15 protein-coding genes and 1 pseudogene are annotated in these 15220 nt (G+C 59.4%); 12 read left to right on the forward strand and 4 right to left on the reverse strand.

Translation table 11 applies throughout. The annotated features are described in order from the left end of the window. Positions 1-185 precede the first annotated feature (185 nt). Positions 186-2078: a penicillin-binding protein 2 gene (gene mrdA / locus PMI30_RS02695; protein WP_008014411.1), complete on the forward strand. Its 1893-nt coding sequence runs from the start codon at positions 186-188 to the stop codon at positions 2076-2078. 11 nt (positions 2079-2089) lie between these two features. Here the strand turns inward: mrdA and PMI30_RS02690 are convergent, their stop codons facing one another. Continuing rightward, the gene (locus tag PMI30_RS02690; RefSeq protein ID WP_008014414.1) at positions 2090-3049 is read right to left on the reverse strand and encodes a LysR family transcriptional regulator; all 960 of its coding nucleotides are present in this window, start codon (positions 3047-3049) and stop codon (positions 2090-2092) included. Positions 3050-3206: 157 nt separating this feature from the next. Here PMI30_RS02690 and PMI30_RS02685 point away from each other — a divergent pair, with 157 nt between their 5' ends. The 10 genes and pseudogenes from PMI30_RS02685 to PMI30_RS02640 all read left to right on the forward strand — a co-directional run. After that, positions 3207-4508: an MFS transporter gene (locus PMI30_RS02685; protein ID WP_008014416.1), complete on the forward strand. Its 1302-nt coding sequence runs from the start codon at positions 3207-3209 to the stop codon at positions 4506-4508. Then, on the forward strand, positions 4505-5260 hold the full coding sequence (locus PMI30_RS02680) for a class II aldolase/adducin family protein (RefSeq protein ID WP_008014417.1): 756 nt from the start codon (positions 4505-4507) through the stop codon (positions 5258-5260). Before PMI30_RS02685 ends, PMI30_RS02680 begins: the two co-directional genes overlap by 4 nt. Further along, positions 5257-6198, forward strand: a complete 942-nt coding sequence (locus PMI30_RS02675) for a 2-hydroxyacid dehydrogenase (RefSeq protein ID WP_008014418.1) — start codon at positions 5257-5259, stop codon at positions 6196-6198. Before PMI30_RS02680 ends, PMI30_RS02675 begins: the two co-directional genes overlap by 4 nt. A 127-nt stretch (positions 6199-6325) precedes the next feature. After that, on the forward strand, positions 6326-7705 hold the full coding sequence (locus tag PMI30_RS02670) for an MFS transporter (protein WP_008014419.1): 1380 nt from the start codon (positions 6326-6328) through the stop codon (positions 7703-7705). An 18-nt stretch (positions 7706-7723) separates the two neighbouring features. Next, entirely contained in the window at positions 7724-8116 is a 393-nt protein-coding gene (locus PMI30_RS02665) for a RidA family protein (RefSeq protein WP_008014420.1), read from the forward strand. Beyond that, positions 8109-8720, forward strand: a complete 612-nt coding sequence (locus tag PMI30_RS02660; RefSeq protein ID WP_008014421.1) for an RraA family protein — start codon at positions 8109-8111, stop codon at positions 8718-8720. Before PMI30_RS02665 ends, PMI30_RS02660 begins: the two co-directional genes overlap by 8 nt. A 39-nt stretch (positions 8721-8759) precedes the next feature. Continuing rightward, on the forward strand, positions 8760-9989 hold the full coding sequence (locus PMI30_RS02655; RefSeq protein ID WP_008014422.1) for a Zn-dependent hydrolase: 1230 nt from the start codon (positions 8760-8762) through the stop codon (positions 9987-9989). A 166-nt stretch (positions 9990-10155) separates the two neighbouring features. Then, positions 10156-11181, forward strand: coding sequence for a histone deacetylase family protein (locus PMI30_RS02650; RefSeq protein WP_008014423.1), 1026 nt, complete (start codon positions 10156-10158; stop codon positions 11179-11181). 412 nt (positions 11182-11593) lie between these two features. Then, the gene (locus PMI30_RS02645; protein WP_008014424.1) at positions 11594-11848 is read left to right on the forward strand and encodes a DUF1652 domain-containing protein; all 255 of its coding nucleotides are present in this window, start codon (positions 11594-11596) and stop codon (positions 11846-11848) included. Continuing rightward, positions 11806-12285, forward strand: a pseudogene (locus PMI30_RS02640) (quinohemoprotein amine dehydrogenase subunit beta); the annotation flags it as partial. The gene PMI30_RS02645 and the pseudogene PMI30_RS02640, both read left to right, overlap by 43 nt. A 141-nt stretch (positions 12286-12426) precedes the next feature. Here PMI30_RS02640 and PMI30_RS02635 read toward each other — a convergent pair. The 3 genes from PMI30_RS02635 to PMI30_RS02625 form a co-directional block, all read right to left on the reverse strand. Further along, on the reverse strand, positions 12427-12828 hold the full coding sequence (locus PMI30_RS02635) for a lysozyme inhibitor LprI family protein (RefSeq protein WP_008014426.1): 402 nt from the start codon (positions 12826-12828) through the stop codon (positions 12427-12429). Between the two features lie 102 nt (positions 12829-12930). Continuing rightward, positions 12931-13329, reverse strand: coding sequence for a GFA family protein (locus PMI30_RS02630; RefSeq protein ID WP_008014429.1), 399 nt, complete (start codon positions 13327-13329; stop codon positions 12931-12933). Positions 13330-13336: 7 nt separating this feature from the next. Next, positions 13337-14272 (reverse strand): ADP-ribosylglycohydrolase family protein, encoded by a 936-nt coding sequence (locus tag PMI30_RS02625; protein ID WP_008014431.1) that lies wholly within the window; start codon positions 14270-14272, stop codon positions 13337-13339. A gap of 198 nt (positions 14273-14470) precedes the next feature. Here PMI30_RS02625 and PMI30_RS02620 point away from each other — a divergent pair, with 198 nt between their 5' ends. Then, positions 14471-14965 (forward strand): SRPBCC family protein, encoded by a 495-nt coding sequence (locus PMI30_RS02620; RefSeq protein WP_008014433.1) that lies wholly within the window; start codon positions 14471-14473, stop codon positions 14963-14965. Positions 14966-15220 lie beyond the last annotated feature (255 nt).

Consider the following 15220-nt stretch of genomic DNA (forward strand, 5'->3'; position numbering starts at 1 on the left):
TTTGTTTTGTCCGCAGGAAAGTGCCGTGCTGGCTATTTTGGGTAAAGCTGCATTGTTCATGAAGTTTCGGGAGAACCGGCGCTAAAGTAGCCATGCCGTTTTTGGAATGGTGCAGCCCTTTTGCACGGGCTTATTTCAAGCCTACGAATCGGCACCTCCTCTACAGTCAAAGAGCTGCTGCAGAAATGCCTGAACCAATACCAATCAAGGATCACGAAAAAGAGACGCGCCTGGTCAACAAAAGACTAATGGCCTGCGCCTTGTTCGTCGTCGCTATTACCTGCGCGCTGGTGGTGCGCCTGTATGTTCTGCAGGTGGTCGAGTACGACTACCACTCGACGATCTCCGAAAACAACCGTGTACACGTATTGCCGATCGCCCCCACCCGCGGGTTGATTTATGACCGCAACGGCGTGCTTCTGGCGGACAACCGGCCCAGTTTCAACCTGACCATCACCCGCGAACGCGCCTCCGACGTCACAGAAGAGCTGGATGAGGTGGTCAACCTCCTGCACCTGCCGGCTGAAGACCGCACGCTGTTCGACAAGGCAATGAAGCAGGCCCGGCACCCCTTCGTGCCCGTCACCTTGTTCTATGAACTCAGCGAAGAACAGATCGCCGTGCTGGCGGTCAACGAGTTCCGTCTGCCAGGGATTGACGTAGAGCCACAGTTCGTTCGCCACTACCCGATGGGCGCACACTTCGCACACTCGATCGGCTACGTCGGCCGCATCAACGAGAAAGAATCCAAAGCCCTGGATACGGTGGAATACCGTGGCACTCAATCCATCGGCAAGACCGGTATCGAGAAATTCTACGAGCCCGAGTTGCACGGCCATGTGGGTTATGAAGAAGTCGAAACCAACGCTCAGGGCCGCGTGCTGCGAGTGCTCAAACACACCGATCCGATCCCCGGCAAAAACATCGTTCTGAGCCTCGACGTCAAACTTCAGGAAGCCGCCGAGGAAGCCTTGGGTGATCGTCGCGGTTCGGTGGTCGCTCTCGATCCGTCGACCGGCGAAGTGCTCGCGATGGTCAGTAAGCCCAGTTTTGACCCGAATTTGTTTGTGACCGGCATCAGCTTCAAGGAATACGCGGCGTTACACGATTCCATCGACCGGCCGCTGTTCAATCGTGTGCTGCGTGGGCTCTACGCGCCGGGCTCGACCATCAAGCCGGAAGTGGCTATTGCCGGCCTCGACACCGGGGTGGTCACTGCGCAGACCCGCGTCTTCGATCCGGGTTACTACCAGCTACCGGATTTCGATCATAAATACCGCAACTGGAACCACAGTGGCGATGGCTGGGTGGACATGGACGCGGCGATCATGCGCTCCAACGACACCTACTTCTACGATCTGGCGCACAAGCTGGGGATCGACCGTCTGCACGACTACATGGCGATGTTCGGCCTCGGCGAGAAGGTCTCGCTGGACATGTTCGAGGAGTCTCCCGGGTTGATGCCGTCCCAAGCCTGGAAGCGCGCCACGCGCCGTCAGGCATGGTTCCCGGGTGAAACCGTGATCCTTGGCATCGGCCAGGGCTACATGCAGGTCACGCCTCTGCAACTCGCCCAGGCTACAGCGCTGATTGCCAACAAGGGTGTATGGAACCGACCACACCTGGCCAAGACCGTGGATGGTGTAGCGCCGGTGGACGAGCATCCGATGCCGAACATCCTGCTCAAGGACCCGCGTGACTGGGAGCAGGTCAACCACGGCATGCAGATGGTGATGCACGACGCTCGCGGGATTGCCCGAGCGGCAGCGGCGGGGGCTCAATACCGCATCGCCGGCAAGAGTGGTACGGCGCAAGTGGTGGCGATCAAGCAGGGTGAACGCTACAACCGGGCGAAAACCCTGGAGCGTAACCGCGACAACGCCTTGTTCGTCGGTTTTGCCCCGGCTGAGCATCCGAAGATTGTCATTTCGGTGATGATCGAGAACGGCGAGGCTGGTGGTCGCGTCGCCGGTCCCGTGGTGCGGCAGATCATGGACGCCTGGCTGCTCGATCAGGACGGCCACCTGAAGCCGCAATATGCCGTGCCGAGCAAAGCGCCGGGCGACCCTCACGTCTAACGATCAAAGCTTCACAGCACAGGCTCACGAATACTGAGCATGTGCTGGAAGCTCTCCAGAAACACGGTTTCGGCCTGACTCATCTTCTGCTCGCGATTCCACAACAGCTGGATATCGAAATCCACCACGCCATCTTCCGGCGGCAAACGCCACAGCAAGCCTTGCTCGACATCCCTGCGCACCAAGTGTGTCGGTAGACAGCCAATGCCGAAACCTGCGCAGATCAAACGATAGATTTCTTCGAAACTCGTTGATGACGCAACGATCTTGCCAGTGAATCCTTGTTGATCGCGAAACAGTGTCAACGGCGACAGATTGCCCCCGAGCTGGTCGCTGGTGAAGCTCACGAAATTCTCCGCCGCGAGCTGTTCCAGGGTCAGGTTCTCTTGTCCGAACAGTCGATGGCGCTGCCCACAAAAGTACGCATAAGTCTCGCGAAACAGTACTCGCTGTTCCAGTCGCGGCTGCGGTAAACGGCACAAGCCAACGCCAACGGTCGCGGTCTTTTGCAGCAGTGAACTGATGATGTTCGAGCTGCCCATCACTTCGACTTCAAATTCGATTTTCGGATGGGTTTCGTGGAAATCGGCGAGGAACTCGTCGTAATGTCGTGCTTGCACGCCGCTGACGGTAAGGATGCGAATCTTGCCGACCACGTCGTCGTTACGACTCTCCACCACCGTTCCCAGACGCGAAATATCGCCGTAAATATCCGCCGCAATACGCAGGACTTCCTCCCCGGTTTCCGTCAGATCAAACCGACGCCCACTACGGGCAATCAACACACATTCCAATTGTTCTTCCAGCCGTTTCAACGCCTGGCTGACGGCTGACTGCGTGATGTGTAATCGCGCGGCGGCCCGGCTCATGCTGCCTTCCTGGCCGATCACCAAATAGGTGCGTAACAGGTTCCAGTCGAGGCGGTCATTCAGAAAGCGGCGACCAACCCAAGGGTTAGAAATGGAGGGCATAAAAATTCCATGTAGTAGCAAGGCTAATAGTAAAGATAAGAATTTGAAAATTGACTAATCCTGGCACGGAAGCGATAAAGCTAACAAGCGCCACAGAGTGCAATCCGTAAACAGCCTTCAGTACCTGCCCAAAACTATAAATACACAGGGTCCTTGCATGCACACTACCCCTCAACCGCGTCGAGCGGCGGCGGCAGCCTTCATTGGCACGACCATCGAGTTCTACGACTTTTACATTTACGCCACGGCTGCGGCGCTGGTGCTCGGGCAAGTGTTCTTTCCCAGCCACGACCCGGTGATGAGCACCCTGGCAGCGTTCGGCAGTTTCGCCGTCGGCTTCATCGCTCGCCCAATGGCCGGCATGGTGTTCGGTCATTTGGGTGATCGCCTCGGTCGCAAGAAAATGCTGCTGGTGACCATGGCGCTGATGGGGCTGGCCACCGCCGGCATCGGGATGTTGCCGAGCTACGCCAGCGCCGGTATCTGGGCGCCGATCGGGCTGATCGTGCTGCGGTTGATCCAGGGCATTTCAGTCGGTGGCGAGTGGGGCGGGGCGGTGTTGATGGCCAGCGAGCACGCACCGGCCAAGCGCAAGACGTTCTATGCATCGTTCGCGCAACTCGGCAGCCCGGCGGGTTTGCTGCTGGCGTTGATCGCCTTTCGCTTGGTGACATCCCTCGAGCCGGAGGACTTCCTCGCCTGGGGCTGGCGTCTGCCGTTTCTCGCCAGCGGTGTGCTGATGATGGTCGGCCTGATGATCCGCTCCGGGGTGCATGAGTCGCCGGAATTCGCCAAGGCGAAGGACAACAACGAGACCGCCAAATACCCGGTGAAGGATGTGATTCGAACCTGCTGGCGGCAGATCCTGTTCGCAGCCGCCGCCGTGACTATCGGTTCCGCCGGGTTCTTCTTCACCAACACGTTCATGATCACCTACGTCACCCAGTATCAGGGCATCCCGCGCTCGACGATTCTCGATTGCCTGTTTCTGGTAACCGTCATTCAGCTGCTCTCGCAACCGCTCTCCGCGCTGCTGGCCGAGCGCATTGGCGAAGGCCGCTTCCTCAAACTCGTCGCGCTGCTGTGCATGGTTACGCCGTACCCGATGTTCATGCTGGTGGGCACACAGAACATTGTGCTGATGACCGTCGGCATCGCTCTGGCGGTGGTGATTCTCTCGGCGCTGTACGCGGTGATTGCCGGTTACATGACCCAGGCGTTCCCGGTGCACCTGCGCTACTCGGGCATTTCTATCGCATACCAGTTGAGTTGCGCGCTCGCTGGCGGCACCACGCCGCTGATCGGCACGCTGCTGGCGAGCAAGTTTTCCGGGCAGTGGCTGCCATTGGCGGTGTTCTTCACGTTGCTGTCGGCCCTGTCCTTGATCGGTGTTTGCGGCCTGGCCCGCCTGCGCGCCAACCCGGTCGTCACCCAAGCTGCTAAAGAGGTGTATTCGTGAGTAAACCTGAACACATTGGCCCGGTTGAATGGCAAGCCCGTTGCGAACTGGCTGCGCTGTATCGCCTGGTCGCGCACTTTCGCATGACCGACTTGATCGACACTCATATCACCCTGCGGATTCCAGGGCCTGAGCATCATTTTCTGATCAACCGCTACGGGGTGATTTTCGACCGCATGCGCGCTTCGGATCTGGTGCGCATCGATCAGGACGGGCGAGTGGTCGATCCGGCCTACGAAGGTCATCGGGTCAACGCCGCAGGCTTCGTTATCCACTCGGCGATCCACATGGCTCGCCCGGACCTGAACTGCGTGATCCATACCCACACCGCCGCCGGCATGGCCGTAGCCGCGCAGAAGCAAGGACTGCTGCCGATCAGTCAGCACGCGCTGAAGTTCTACGGCAAGTTGGCGTACCACACCTATGAAGGCATCGCCCTGTCGCTGGATGAGCGCGAGCGTTTGATTGCCGATCTGGGCCCGCATCGGGCGATGATCCTGCGCAATCATGGCTTGTTGGTCGGCGGCTCCGGCGTAGCCCAGGCGTTCCAGGAGATTCACTTCCTGGAGCGTGCCTGTCAGGCGCAGGTTCAGGCACTGTCTGGTGGTTCGGCGCTGCATTACCCGTCCCCGGAAGTGTGCGCACATACCGCCGAACAGTTTGACCGTGATGAACAGGACAACATCATCGACCTGGCCTGGGAGGCCGCCCTGACCCTGATCGAATCCCAGCGCGAGTCCTATTTGTCATGAGCCCTGTCATCAACACCGTGGTTTTGCTGTCCCGTGACACCCTGCTGCTCAAGCAATTGCAGGCTGCGTTTGCCCGCAGTGCGCCGCAACTCGCCACGGTGTTGGCCGATGATCCACAAGCCGCCAACGCGCAGATTGCCGCGTGCTGGTTTCCCTTGCCGGGCAGCCTCGGCGCATTGCCGAACCTGCAAGTCATTCACTCGGTGGCCGCCGGTATCGATCACCTGGATCATGACCCGTCGTGTCCGGACTTGCCGGTGTGCCGAGTGGTCGATCCCGGCCACCGCCAAGGCATGACCGAGTACGTGCGCTGGGCGGTGATTCACTATCACCGCGGCTTCGATCAGGTGCTGGAGCAACAACGGGAACAGCGTTGGGAGCGGCCGCTGCAACGGGCAGCGAGGCAGTTCAAGGTTGGGGTGATGGGGCTTGGATCGTTGGGCAGCGCGATTGCCCAGGACCTGGCTGCCGCCGGTTACGACGTTCGTGGTTGGGCGCGCCGCAGCAAGGACTTGCCGGGCGTACAGACGTTCGCCGGTGCGGAAAAACTGAACCCGTTTCTCGATGGATTGGAGTTGCTGATTAACCTGTTGCCGCTGACCAGCGAAACCCGCGGCATCCTCGGCAGTGCAACGTTCGAGCGGCTCGCCAATGGTGCCGCACTGGTCAATTGTGGTCGGGGCGGGCATCTGAATATCGACGACCTCGAACACGCGCTGGCCCGAGGAAAACTGCGCGGTGCGTTGCTGGATGTTTTCGAACAAGAACCGCTGCCGGTCGATCACCGTCTCTGGACAATGCCCGGCGTCACCATCACCCCGCACATGGCGTCCGCGGCTTCCCACGACTGTATCGCCGAACAAGTAGCAGAGAACTTTCGCCGTTTAAATGCCGGTGAGCCGTTATTGAATTGTGCGGACCGAACACTCGGTTATTAATAAGAAAGCGCCTTGCAAATTCGCCCATTTAGTTGGGTGCTATATAACAACAATCCCTCACCCCGAACGTTTTACTGCCAGTTAAAACAATTACATATGAGTTCTTGATGAACTCCTGGAGACAGTAATGAGCGATCTATCGCCTGTAGAAAAGTCCGGCGCCCCTCCGGAAGTTGCAATTAGCATGAAGAAAGTTGCCGTGGCCAGTGTGATCGGCACTACGGTGGAATGGTACGACCTGTTTGTGTTCGCCACGGCTTCGGCGCTGGTGTTCAACAAAGTGTTCTTTCCGGATTTCGATCCGTTGATCGGTACATTACTGGCATTCGGTACGTTTGCTTCGGCCTATCTGGCGCGGATTGTCGGCGCGGCACTGTTCGGTCATTTCGGTGACCGCTTGGGACGCAAGTCGATGTTGTTGGTTTCGCTGTTGACCATGGGTGCCGCAACGTTCGCCATCGGGTTATTACCCAACTACGCGGCCATTGGTATCTGGGCGCCGATCCTGTTGTTGCTGCTGAGGGTGATTCAAGGCCTGGCGTTGGGTGGCGAGTGGGGCGGTGCGGTGCTGATGGCGGTGGAACATGCGCCCGCCAACAAACGCGGCTTGTACGGCTCGTGGGTACAGATCGGCGTCCCGGCCGGGACCATGATTGCCAACCTGGCCTTCCTCGTGATTGCGGCGTGGCTGTCGCCTGAAGACCTGTTGGCTTGGGGCTGGCGTATCCCGTTCCTGGCCAGCGTGCTGCTGATCGCCGTGGGCTTGTACATCCGCTTGAACATCGCTGAAACCCCGGCCTTCAACAAGGTCAAGGAAGCCGAAGTCCAGGTGAAGATGCCTCTGGCTGAAGTGTTTCGCAAGTACTGGAAACAAGTGGTGCTGGGCGGAATCGCCACCATGTCGACCGGGGCGTCGTTCAACATCATCGTTGCCTTCGGCTTGACGTACGGCACGCAGAATCTGGGTTTCAGCCGCAGCGTGATGCTCGGCGTGGTGTTGCTGTCCTGCGCCTGGTGCATCGTCATGTTGCCGGTGTTCGGCGCGCTGTCGGATCGCTACGGACGTAAGCCGATCATCGTCGCCGGCATCGTGGCCGAGGCGTTGGTGGCGTTCCCGATGTTCTGGTTGATGGACACCAAAGAGTTGCCCTGTGTGATCTTCGGCTACCTGTTGTTGATGACCGCGTTCGCTGCCAACTACGGGCCGATCGCGACCTTCCTCGCCGAACTGTTCGGCACGCGAGTGCGCTATTCCGGGTTGTCGATCAGCTACATGTTGTCCGGTCTGCTCGGCAGTGCGGCAACGCCCATCGTCACCACCGCATTACTGGCGGCTACCGGTAAAGGCTCCTCGGTGGCCTGGTACATGATCGGCGCGGCGTTGATTTCGTTGGTGGCGCTGTTGTTGCTGACCGAGACCTTCAAGCGAGACATCAGCGAAGTCCCGGCAGCGGTTCCGGCCGACGATCCTGCCTTCGGCAAACCTGCCAAATCGGCTGCGGCCTGATCCATGGAGTTCAACAACATGCGCAGAATTCAGTCAGCCCCGGGCTTCATCGGCCCGGTCGGCCCTTACTCCCAGGCGGTGGTCAGCGGTCATCTGGTGTTCACCGCCGGGCAGATTCCGGCCCAGAGCGGGCTCGATGACCAGCCCGCCAGTTTCACCGAACAAGTGCGACAAACCTTGCGCAATCTGCAGGCGATCCTGATTGAAGCCGGGTCCGACTTCAGCCACGTGATCAAGGTCAACGCGTACCTCACCGATCCCGCGCAACTGGAGCCGTTCAACGCGGTGTATCGCGAGTTCCTCGGCCATGCGCCGCCGGCTCGGACCACTGTGTGTGTAGCACTGTGGGGCGTGTCGCTGGAAATCGATTGCGTGGCCGAGTTGATTGCCAAGGAGGCGCAACGTGGATGAATCGCAGCTGATCGAGCAGCTCAACGCGGTGAGTTTTCCAACCCTCGGGCATTTTCTCGAGGAGGGTTTTGCCGACTCGCAACTGCGAGCCATGGTGCCCAATGTGAGACTGGTCGGCCGTGCACTGACCCTGAAACTGGTGGGCGCCGATGCCATCGCGGTCAACCAGGCCCTGGCGCTCATCCAGCCAGGCGATGTGCTGGTGATCGACACCGATGGCGACTGGCAGCATGCGCCGGTCGGCGCGGTCACCAGTTGCGCCGCGAGTTGCGCCGGTGCGGTGGGCATCGTGGTGGACGGCGCGGTGACCGACTTGCTGGAGTTGCGTGAGGCGGGCTTACCGGTCTTCGCTCGTGGCACCAGCCTGCTGACCACCAAGCTGCATGGCCGCGGCGACAGCCAGATCAATCAGCCGATCCACTGTGCCGGCGTCACGGTGCATCCCGGGGATTTCGTGCTGGCGGACGACAACGGCGTGCTGTTCCTCGATCCGATCACCGCGCAAAACGTCATCGAGCGCGCGCGGGCTTCCGATCGCGCCGAGCCGCGCTTGTTGGAGCGGCTGCGTGCCGGTGAACCGGTGTCGCAGGTCTTGAGCGTTTAGGCCGTCAACCGCTTGATCAATATTTTCCAGGAGTAACGCATGTTGAAAATTAATGGTGAACGCCTGTGGGCGAGCTTGATGGCCATGGCCGAAATCGGTGCGACGGCTCGTGGCGGCAGTTGCCGACTGGCGCTTAGCGATGAAGACAAGGCGGGCCGCGAACTGTTTGCTCAATGGTGCCGCGAAGCCGGCATGACCCTGAGCGTGGATGCCATCGGCAACCTGTTCGCCCGTCGCGCCGGCACTGAGCCGGGCGCCGCACCGGTGATGATGGGCAGCCACCTCGATACTCAACCCGAAGGCGGGCGGTTCGACGGCGTCTACGGTGTGCTCGCCGGTCTGGAAGTGGTGCGGTGCCTCAACGACCTCGGCATCCAGACCCGCAAGCCGCTGGAAGTGGCGGTGTGGACCAACGAGGAAGGCGCGCGCTTCACTCCGGCGATGTTCGGCTCGGCGGTGTTCACCGGCATCATGGAACTGGACGCGGCACTGGCGGTACGTGATGTGGATGGCATCAGCGTCGCCGAAGCGCTGCAACGCACCGGTTATGCCGGCGAGCGCCCGCTGGGCGGCGCGGTGGATGCTTACTTTGAAGCGCACATCGAACAGGGGCCGATCCTTGAAGACAACGCCAAGAGCATCGGCGTGGTCAGCGGTGGCCAGGCGATTCGCTGGCTCGACGTGCGCGTCGAAGGCATGGCTGCCCACGCCGGTACTACGCCGATGCCGTTGCGCAAGGACGCCTTGTACGGCGTGGCGCGAATGATCCAGGCAATCGAAGGCCTGGCCAGCGATTTTGCCCCCGAAGGCCTGACGACCGTCGGCGAGTTGAGTATCAATAAATCGTCGCGCAACACCATTCCGGGGCTGGTGAATTTCACCGTCGACCTGCGTCATCACCGCGACGAAGCCATCGATGCGATGGAGCAGCAGGTGCGTGCGCGGCTCCAGGCAATCGCCGACGGTCGCGGTTTGACGGTGACGATCACCCCGCACTGGATCAGCCCGGCCACCCCGTTCGACGCCGATTGCGTGGCGGCGGTGCAACAAGCGGTGGATGCGCTGGGCTACGCTCAGCAATCGATTGTCAGCGGTGCCGGTCACGATGCGATTCACCTCGCGCGGTTCTGTCCGACGGCCATGGTGTTCATCCCTTGCGTTGGCGGATTGAGCCACAACGAAGCCGAAGACGTGTTGCCCGAAGATGTGCGTCAGGGCACCGATGTGTTGCTCAACGCGGTGCTGGCCCGCGCCGGCAAAGCCGAATAAACGCAATCCATGTGGGAGCGAGGCTTGTGTGGCGAGGGGGCTCGCCCCCGTTCGGCTGCGAAGCAGTCGTAAACCCTTTACATGCGGTTTAACTTTGAAATGCCGGGGGTCGCTTCGCGACCCAACGGGGGCAAGCCCCCTCGCCACACTGACAGGTACTCAGCCCATGCGCAGTTTTTTCCATCCCGAACAATTGCTCCACCATCCACGCAGCTACTACTCCCGCGGGCAGATGCGCACGCCGCAGGAAGTGCCCGAGCGCGCCCAACGGCTGGTGCAGGCGTCAAAGGCGCTGGGCTTCACGGTCGAGCAACCGGCCGATGCCGGGCTCGATCCACTGCTGGCGGTCCACGGTGCGCCGTACCTCACGTTCTTGCAGGAAGCTCATCAACGCTGGAAGGAAATCCCCGAGGATTGGGGCGATGAGGTGATGTCGAACATCTTCGTCCGCGAGCCCAATGCCTTGCGTGGAATTCTTGCCCAAGCCGCGTGTTATCTGGCGGACGGCAGTTGCCCGGTGGGTGAGCAAACCTGGCGCTCGGCCTATTGGTCGGCGCAAAGCGCGATTGCCGGTGCCCAGGCGTTGCTCGATGGCGAGCCGGCCGCATACGCCTTGTGCCGTCCACCCGGTCACCATGCCCGGGCCGAAGCGGCCGGTGGTTTCTGCTATGTGAACAACGCAGCGGTGGCGGCTCAGGTGTTGCGCGCAGGGTTTGAGCGAGTTGCGGTGCTCGACACCGACATGCACCACGGTCAGGGGATTCAGGAGATTTTCTACGAGCGCGATGACGTGCTGTACGTATCGGTGCACGGTGATCCGACCAACTTCTATCCGGGGGTTGCCGGGTTCAGCGATGAACGCGGCGTCGGGGCGGGAGAGGGGTTCAACCTCAACTTGCCGATGGCCCATGGCGCCAGTGAGGCGGACTTTCTTGCGCAGCTGGAAGTGGCGTTGGCGGCGGTGAAGGAGTTCGGCGCGCAGGTGCTGGTGCTGTCCCTGGGGTTCGATATTTTCGAACTGGACCCGCAGAGCAAAGTGGCGGTGACGCGGGAAGGCTTTGCACGGCTGGGCGAGCGGATTCGCAGCCTTGGATTGCCGTGTCTGATTGTGCAGGAGGGCGGGTATCACCTGGAGAGCATTGAGGATAATGCCCGGGCGTTTTTTGTGAGCCCCGCGGCATGGGACATTTGAGTTTTTCGGTGCCTGAAAAATCGCTTTCGCGAGCAAGCCCGCTCCCACAGTTGATCGAGTTGAACTGCAAATCTGCATTCAACACCGGCCACTGTGGGAGCGGGCTTGCTCGGGTAGAAACCGGAGACATCCTTTACGTTTTAAACCGGGGACATCGTTTACAGGTATGAAATACGGTCAGGAGGTGCCTGACCATGCCCTGTCATCGCCCGCGCGCTGCACATGGGGGGGTGAGTGATGCAAGGGGAAGGGCGGCAGCCTGGGTTTTGTCGCAAATCGCGACAGCTGATGAGACGACGAACAACCTGTTACGGTCTTGAGACGCCTGCTATTGAGGATTAGAATTTTTGGGCTAAAGGGTGAATGACGGAGCATTTGCCCGGGCCACACATCTGGCGTGAGGGAGGTAGCGATGTTCCTTTCAACCCTGGAAATTCAAAACATCATTGAACACAGTTTTCTGCCCGCCGTGTGCACTTGCAGCATGGAGGCGGACCAGTCCCTGACGATTCGGGTCTGCGATTGCATGACCGGCAAAGTGGATCTGGTGGCCACTCATGTTCCGGTATGGACACTGGACAGCCCTCACGCGATTGCATCGCTGGTGGCTGATATGCGGCAAGAAATCGAGGTTCACAAAGGCATTCACACTCCGTTTTACCGCTGAACCTGCGTCACGCCGCACCACGTTGGCGGTGCGGCGTGTATCCCGAAGACAAGAAGCAGGACCCGGCCACCGCCGAGTACCTCTACGGGCTGTTCAGCATCGACCTGAAAACCGGCAAGACCGAAACCACCGACTTCGGCCCGCTGACGGAAATCTACTTCAGCGGCATGCGCTCACCCAAAGACCCGAACCTGATGTTCGGCGTGCTCAATCGCTTGGCCAAGTACGACATCAAGCAAAAGAAAATGCTGCAGGCGGCGACGCTTGATCACTCTTACTACTGCATTTCCTTCAACAAGGATGGCAGCAAGATTTACCTGGCCGGAACGTTCAATGATGTCGCGATCTTCAATGCCGATAGCCTGAAGCAGATCGGCAGCATCAAGTTGCCGGGTGGGGATATGGCGATCACGACCGCGCAGGTATTTGTCCGGTAATTGTGGTGCCTGAGCGGACGCCTTCGCGGGCAAGCCTCGCTCCTACATTGGTTTTTTGGTGGACACACAATTTATGTACCGCCAAAGCCCCTTGTAGGAGCGAGGCTTGCCCGCGAAGAAGTCCTCAAGCACACCGCAGCATCAAGCCTCAGGCACCGGACAACTCAAATCCCCTTCCTGGCACTTCAAGTAAGTCTTGAACGCCTCGACCCGCGCCTTGGTCAGCTCGGTGGTGCAGTTGCTGTAGATCAGCGGATACACACTGCCACCCTCCACCCCGGACGCCGAGAACTTGCACTCGGCATCGCGAAACGCAATCCATGAGCGCTGCGCACCGACCAACAGCTTTTTCGCGTTGGGGTCGTCCTTCAGCCGTGTGGTGATCTGCTGGTAAAGCGCATTCAGCTCCTTGTCGGCGGCCTTGTTCTGCTGCGCCGCGCACTGATTCATCGTCGACTGGTCGGTGGCGTTGTCGCAGTCGATGGCATGCGCAAGGGGGGTGAACAGCAGCGGCGTCAACGCAAGGAGAAAACGTGGGGGCATGATGGGCTCGCAGTGGTGATGGAAAGTTGGGGTGCAGTGTAGCGGGGCGCCGCCAGTCAACAAATCAGCAGCCTGATGCTGCACTTGTGGCGTTTCCGGAAACTATTTCTGCCATTCAGGACATTTTTCAATCGATTCATATTCAAGCCAGGGCACGTCATGGGACGTCCAGATGTGAGCATGAGGTGTCATTTTCGGATCGTCGTCGAGCGTCGCCACGCGAACGATTACATGGGGTTGGGCCAAGCGCTCCGCCATCAGATGCGATCCGCAGATCGAACAGAAATGCCGAAGCTTGCCCGGCGACGACTCATAGGTGTTTAGCCGCTCCTGTCCTTTTAGCCAGCGAAAATGCTCACGCATGACCCCGGCTGTCGAGGCGAATGCCGCTGCGTGCGCCTTGCGGCAGGTGTGGCAGTGGCAGTGACTGATGGGCATGTCGAGGCTATCAAGTTCGTATTCGATGGCTTTGCACAAGCAGCTGCCATGCAGATTATTCATGGGGCTTTTACTCTGGTTGCGTGGCTGAGATGTCGGCAGCGGCGGCGGCCCGAAGCAGGGCGTCAGCCGTGGTCTCGATGTCTTCGCGCATGTGCAATTTCGCAAGCCAGCCGTCAGGGATGGCCTGCACACCGTAGTGAGCCCCGGCCAACTGGCCGACGATGGCGGCAGTGGTATCGGCGTCGTCGCCCAGGTTCGCGGCTTCGAGGATGGCGGCTTCAAAACTGTCAGTGTGGTGAAAGCACCACAAGGCCGCTTCCAGTGATGCAACGCAGTAACCGCTACCGCGAATATCGTCTTTGGATTTTCCGAGGTAATCGCCTCGGGCGATGCTCGCGACCTTCGGTTCCAGGAAGGTCGTCTCTGGCAGGCTCTGCAAATCCGGCTTGGACGCGCCTTGCAATGCCTTGCGGATCAGATCGGCAAGCAACTGACAGCATTCAAGTGCCTCCGGCGCCGCATGGGTAGTGCGCGAGCTGTCTGCGGAAAACCTTCTGATCCGGTCGAGGTCGGGAAAGTAGTACAACACTATTGGCGCTAACCGCATCAGCGAACCGTTACCGGCCGTATAGGGATCGGTGGATCCCGCGAATGGCTGACCGGTTTCCTGATAACGAGCCAGCGCTTCACGAACGGTCATACCAATGTCGAAGCATTCGCCGGTCGAACTCAGGTAACCCCATTGCCACCAGTTGAGGTAACGACCCATTTGGTCGGCCGCATCAAAACCGTTTTTGTTCAGCAGACTTTCGGCCAGGCAAAGTGCCATTGAGGTGTCATCGGTCCATTGCCCTGGCTTCAGATTGAACGGGCCGCCCCCAACCATATCGGTCAGAGGGGCGAATGAGCCGCGCGGCTGGAATTCGGCACGGGTGCCAACGGCATCCCCACAAGCAAGCCCCAGCAGGGTTGCGCGATAACGTTCCGTGAGTGAAGGCTGCATGAATCTTCCTTGTAAGGGTTCCACGTCGTTGCAAACGTTAGCAGTTTCAGCCAGCTGACTCCCCCTTCAAACCAGAACTTATGGCCAAAAATGAGGCCGAATATTTCAGGCAAGGTCGATTGCGGCACCTGTTTGATACAACTTTTAGGTTGGTCTTATGGTCTTTACGGGCCTACTGTTCAATACAGGAGGTGACTTATGAACCCAGCATCAGATCGCATCGAAAGGAAAATCCTGCTCAAGGTGCCGCGCTCGCAGGTCTGGCGCGTGCTGGCCAATGCCGAAGCCTTTGGGCAATGGTTCGGCGTGGCACTAGAAGGTAAGCGTTTTGTCGCCGGAGAGTGGACCCAGGGGCAGATTACTTATCCTGGTTATGAGCACTTGTTGTGGAATGTACTGGTGGAGCGGGTCGAGCCGGAGCGGGTGTTTTCGTTTCGCTGGCACCCGTATGCAATCGAACCCGATACCGATTACTCCCAAGAGCCCACCACGCTGGTGAAGTTCGAACTCCAGGATATGGACGAAGGCACGTTGTTGACGGTTGTCGAGTCCGGTTTCGATCACATCCCTCAGTCGCGCAGGCTCAAGGCGTTCCGCATGGACAGTCGGGGTTGGGATGAGCAGATGAGCAATATCGAAGAGTTTCTGAAAACCAACGCCAACGCCAACGCCCACGAACGTCAGGGCGGCTGATGGCTGCAGGCCGCTAAACTTGCGACCTCGGCACTTGATGACTGATACGTCTAAGGGTTTTCGGATGGGGCGGCTATAGCGAATGTCTTACACGCGGTAGTAGCTATGTCGTCTATTGCGGATTGGATCCGAAGGGTAATCTAGCTCCATCAACTGAAGTACAGGAAGTGCTCCAGGGTCATGGATGATCGACCATAGCAAGGATCGCTGCCGACAGGGAGTCGATATGGTCTTGGGAAAAACCCGCTTCGGCGG

Origin of the sequence: Pseudomonas sp. GM50, from assembly GCF_000282375.1 — a bacterium.
In the GTDB taxonomy this organism is placed as follows: domain Bacteria; phylum Pseudomonadota; class Gammaproteobacteria; order Pseudomonadales; family Pseudomonadaceae; genus Aquipseudomonas.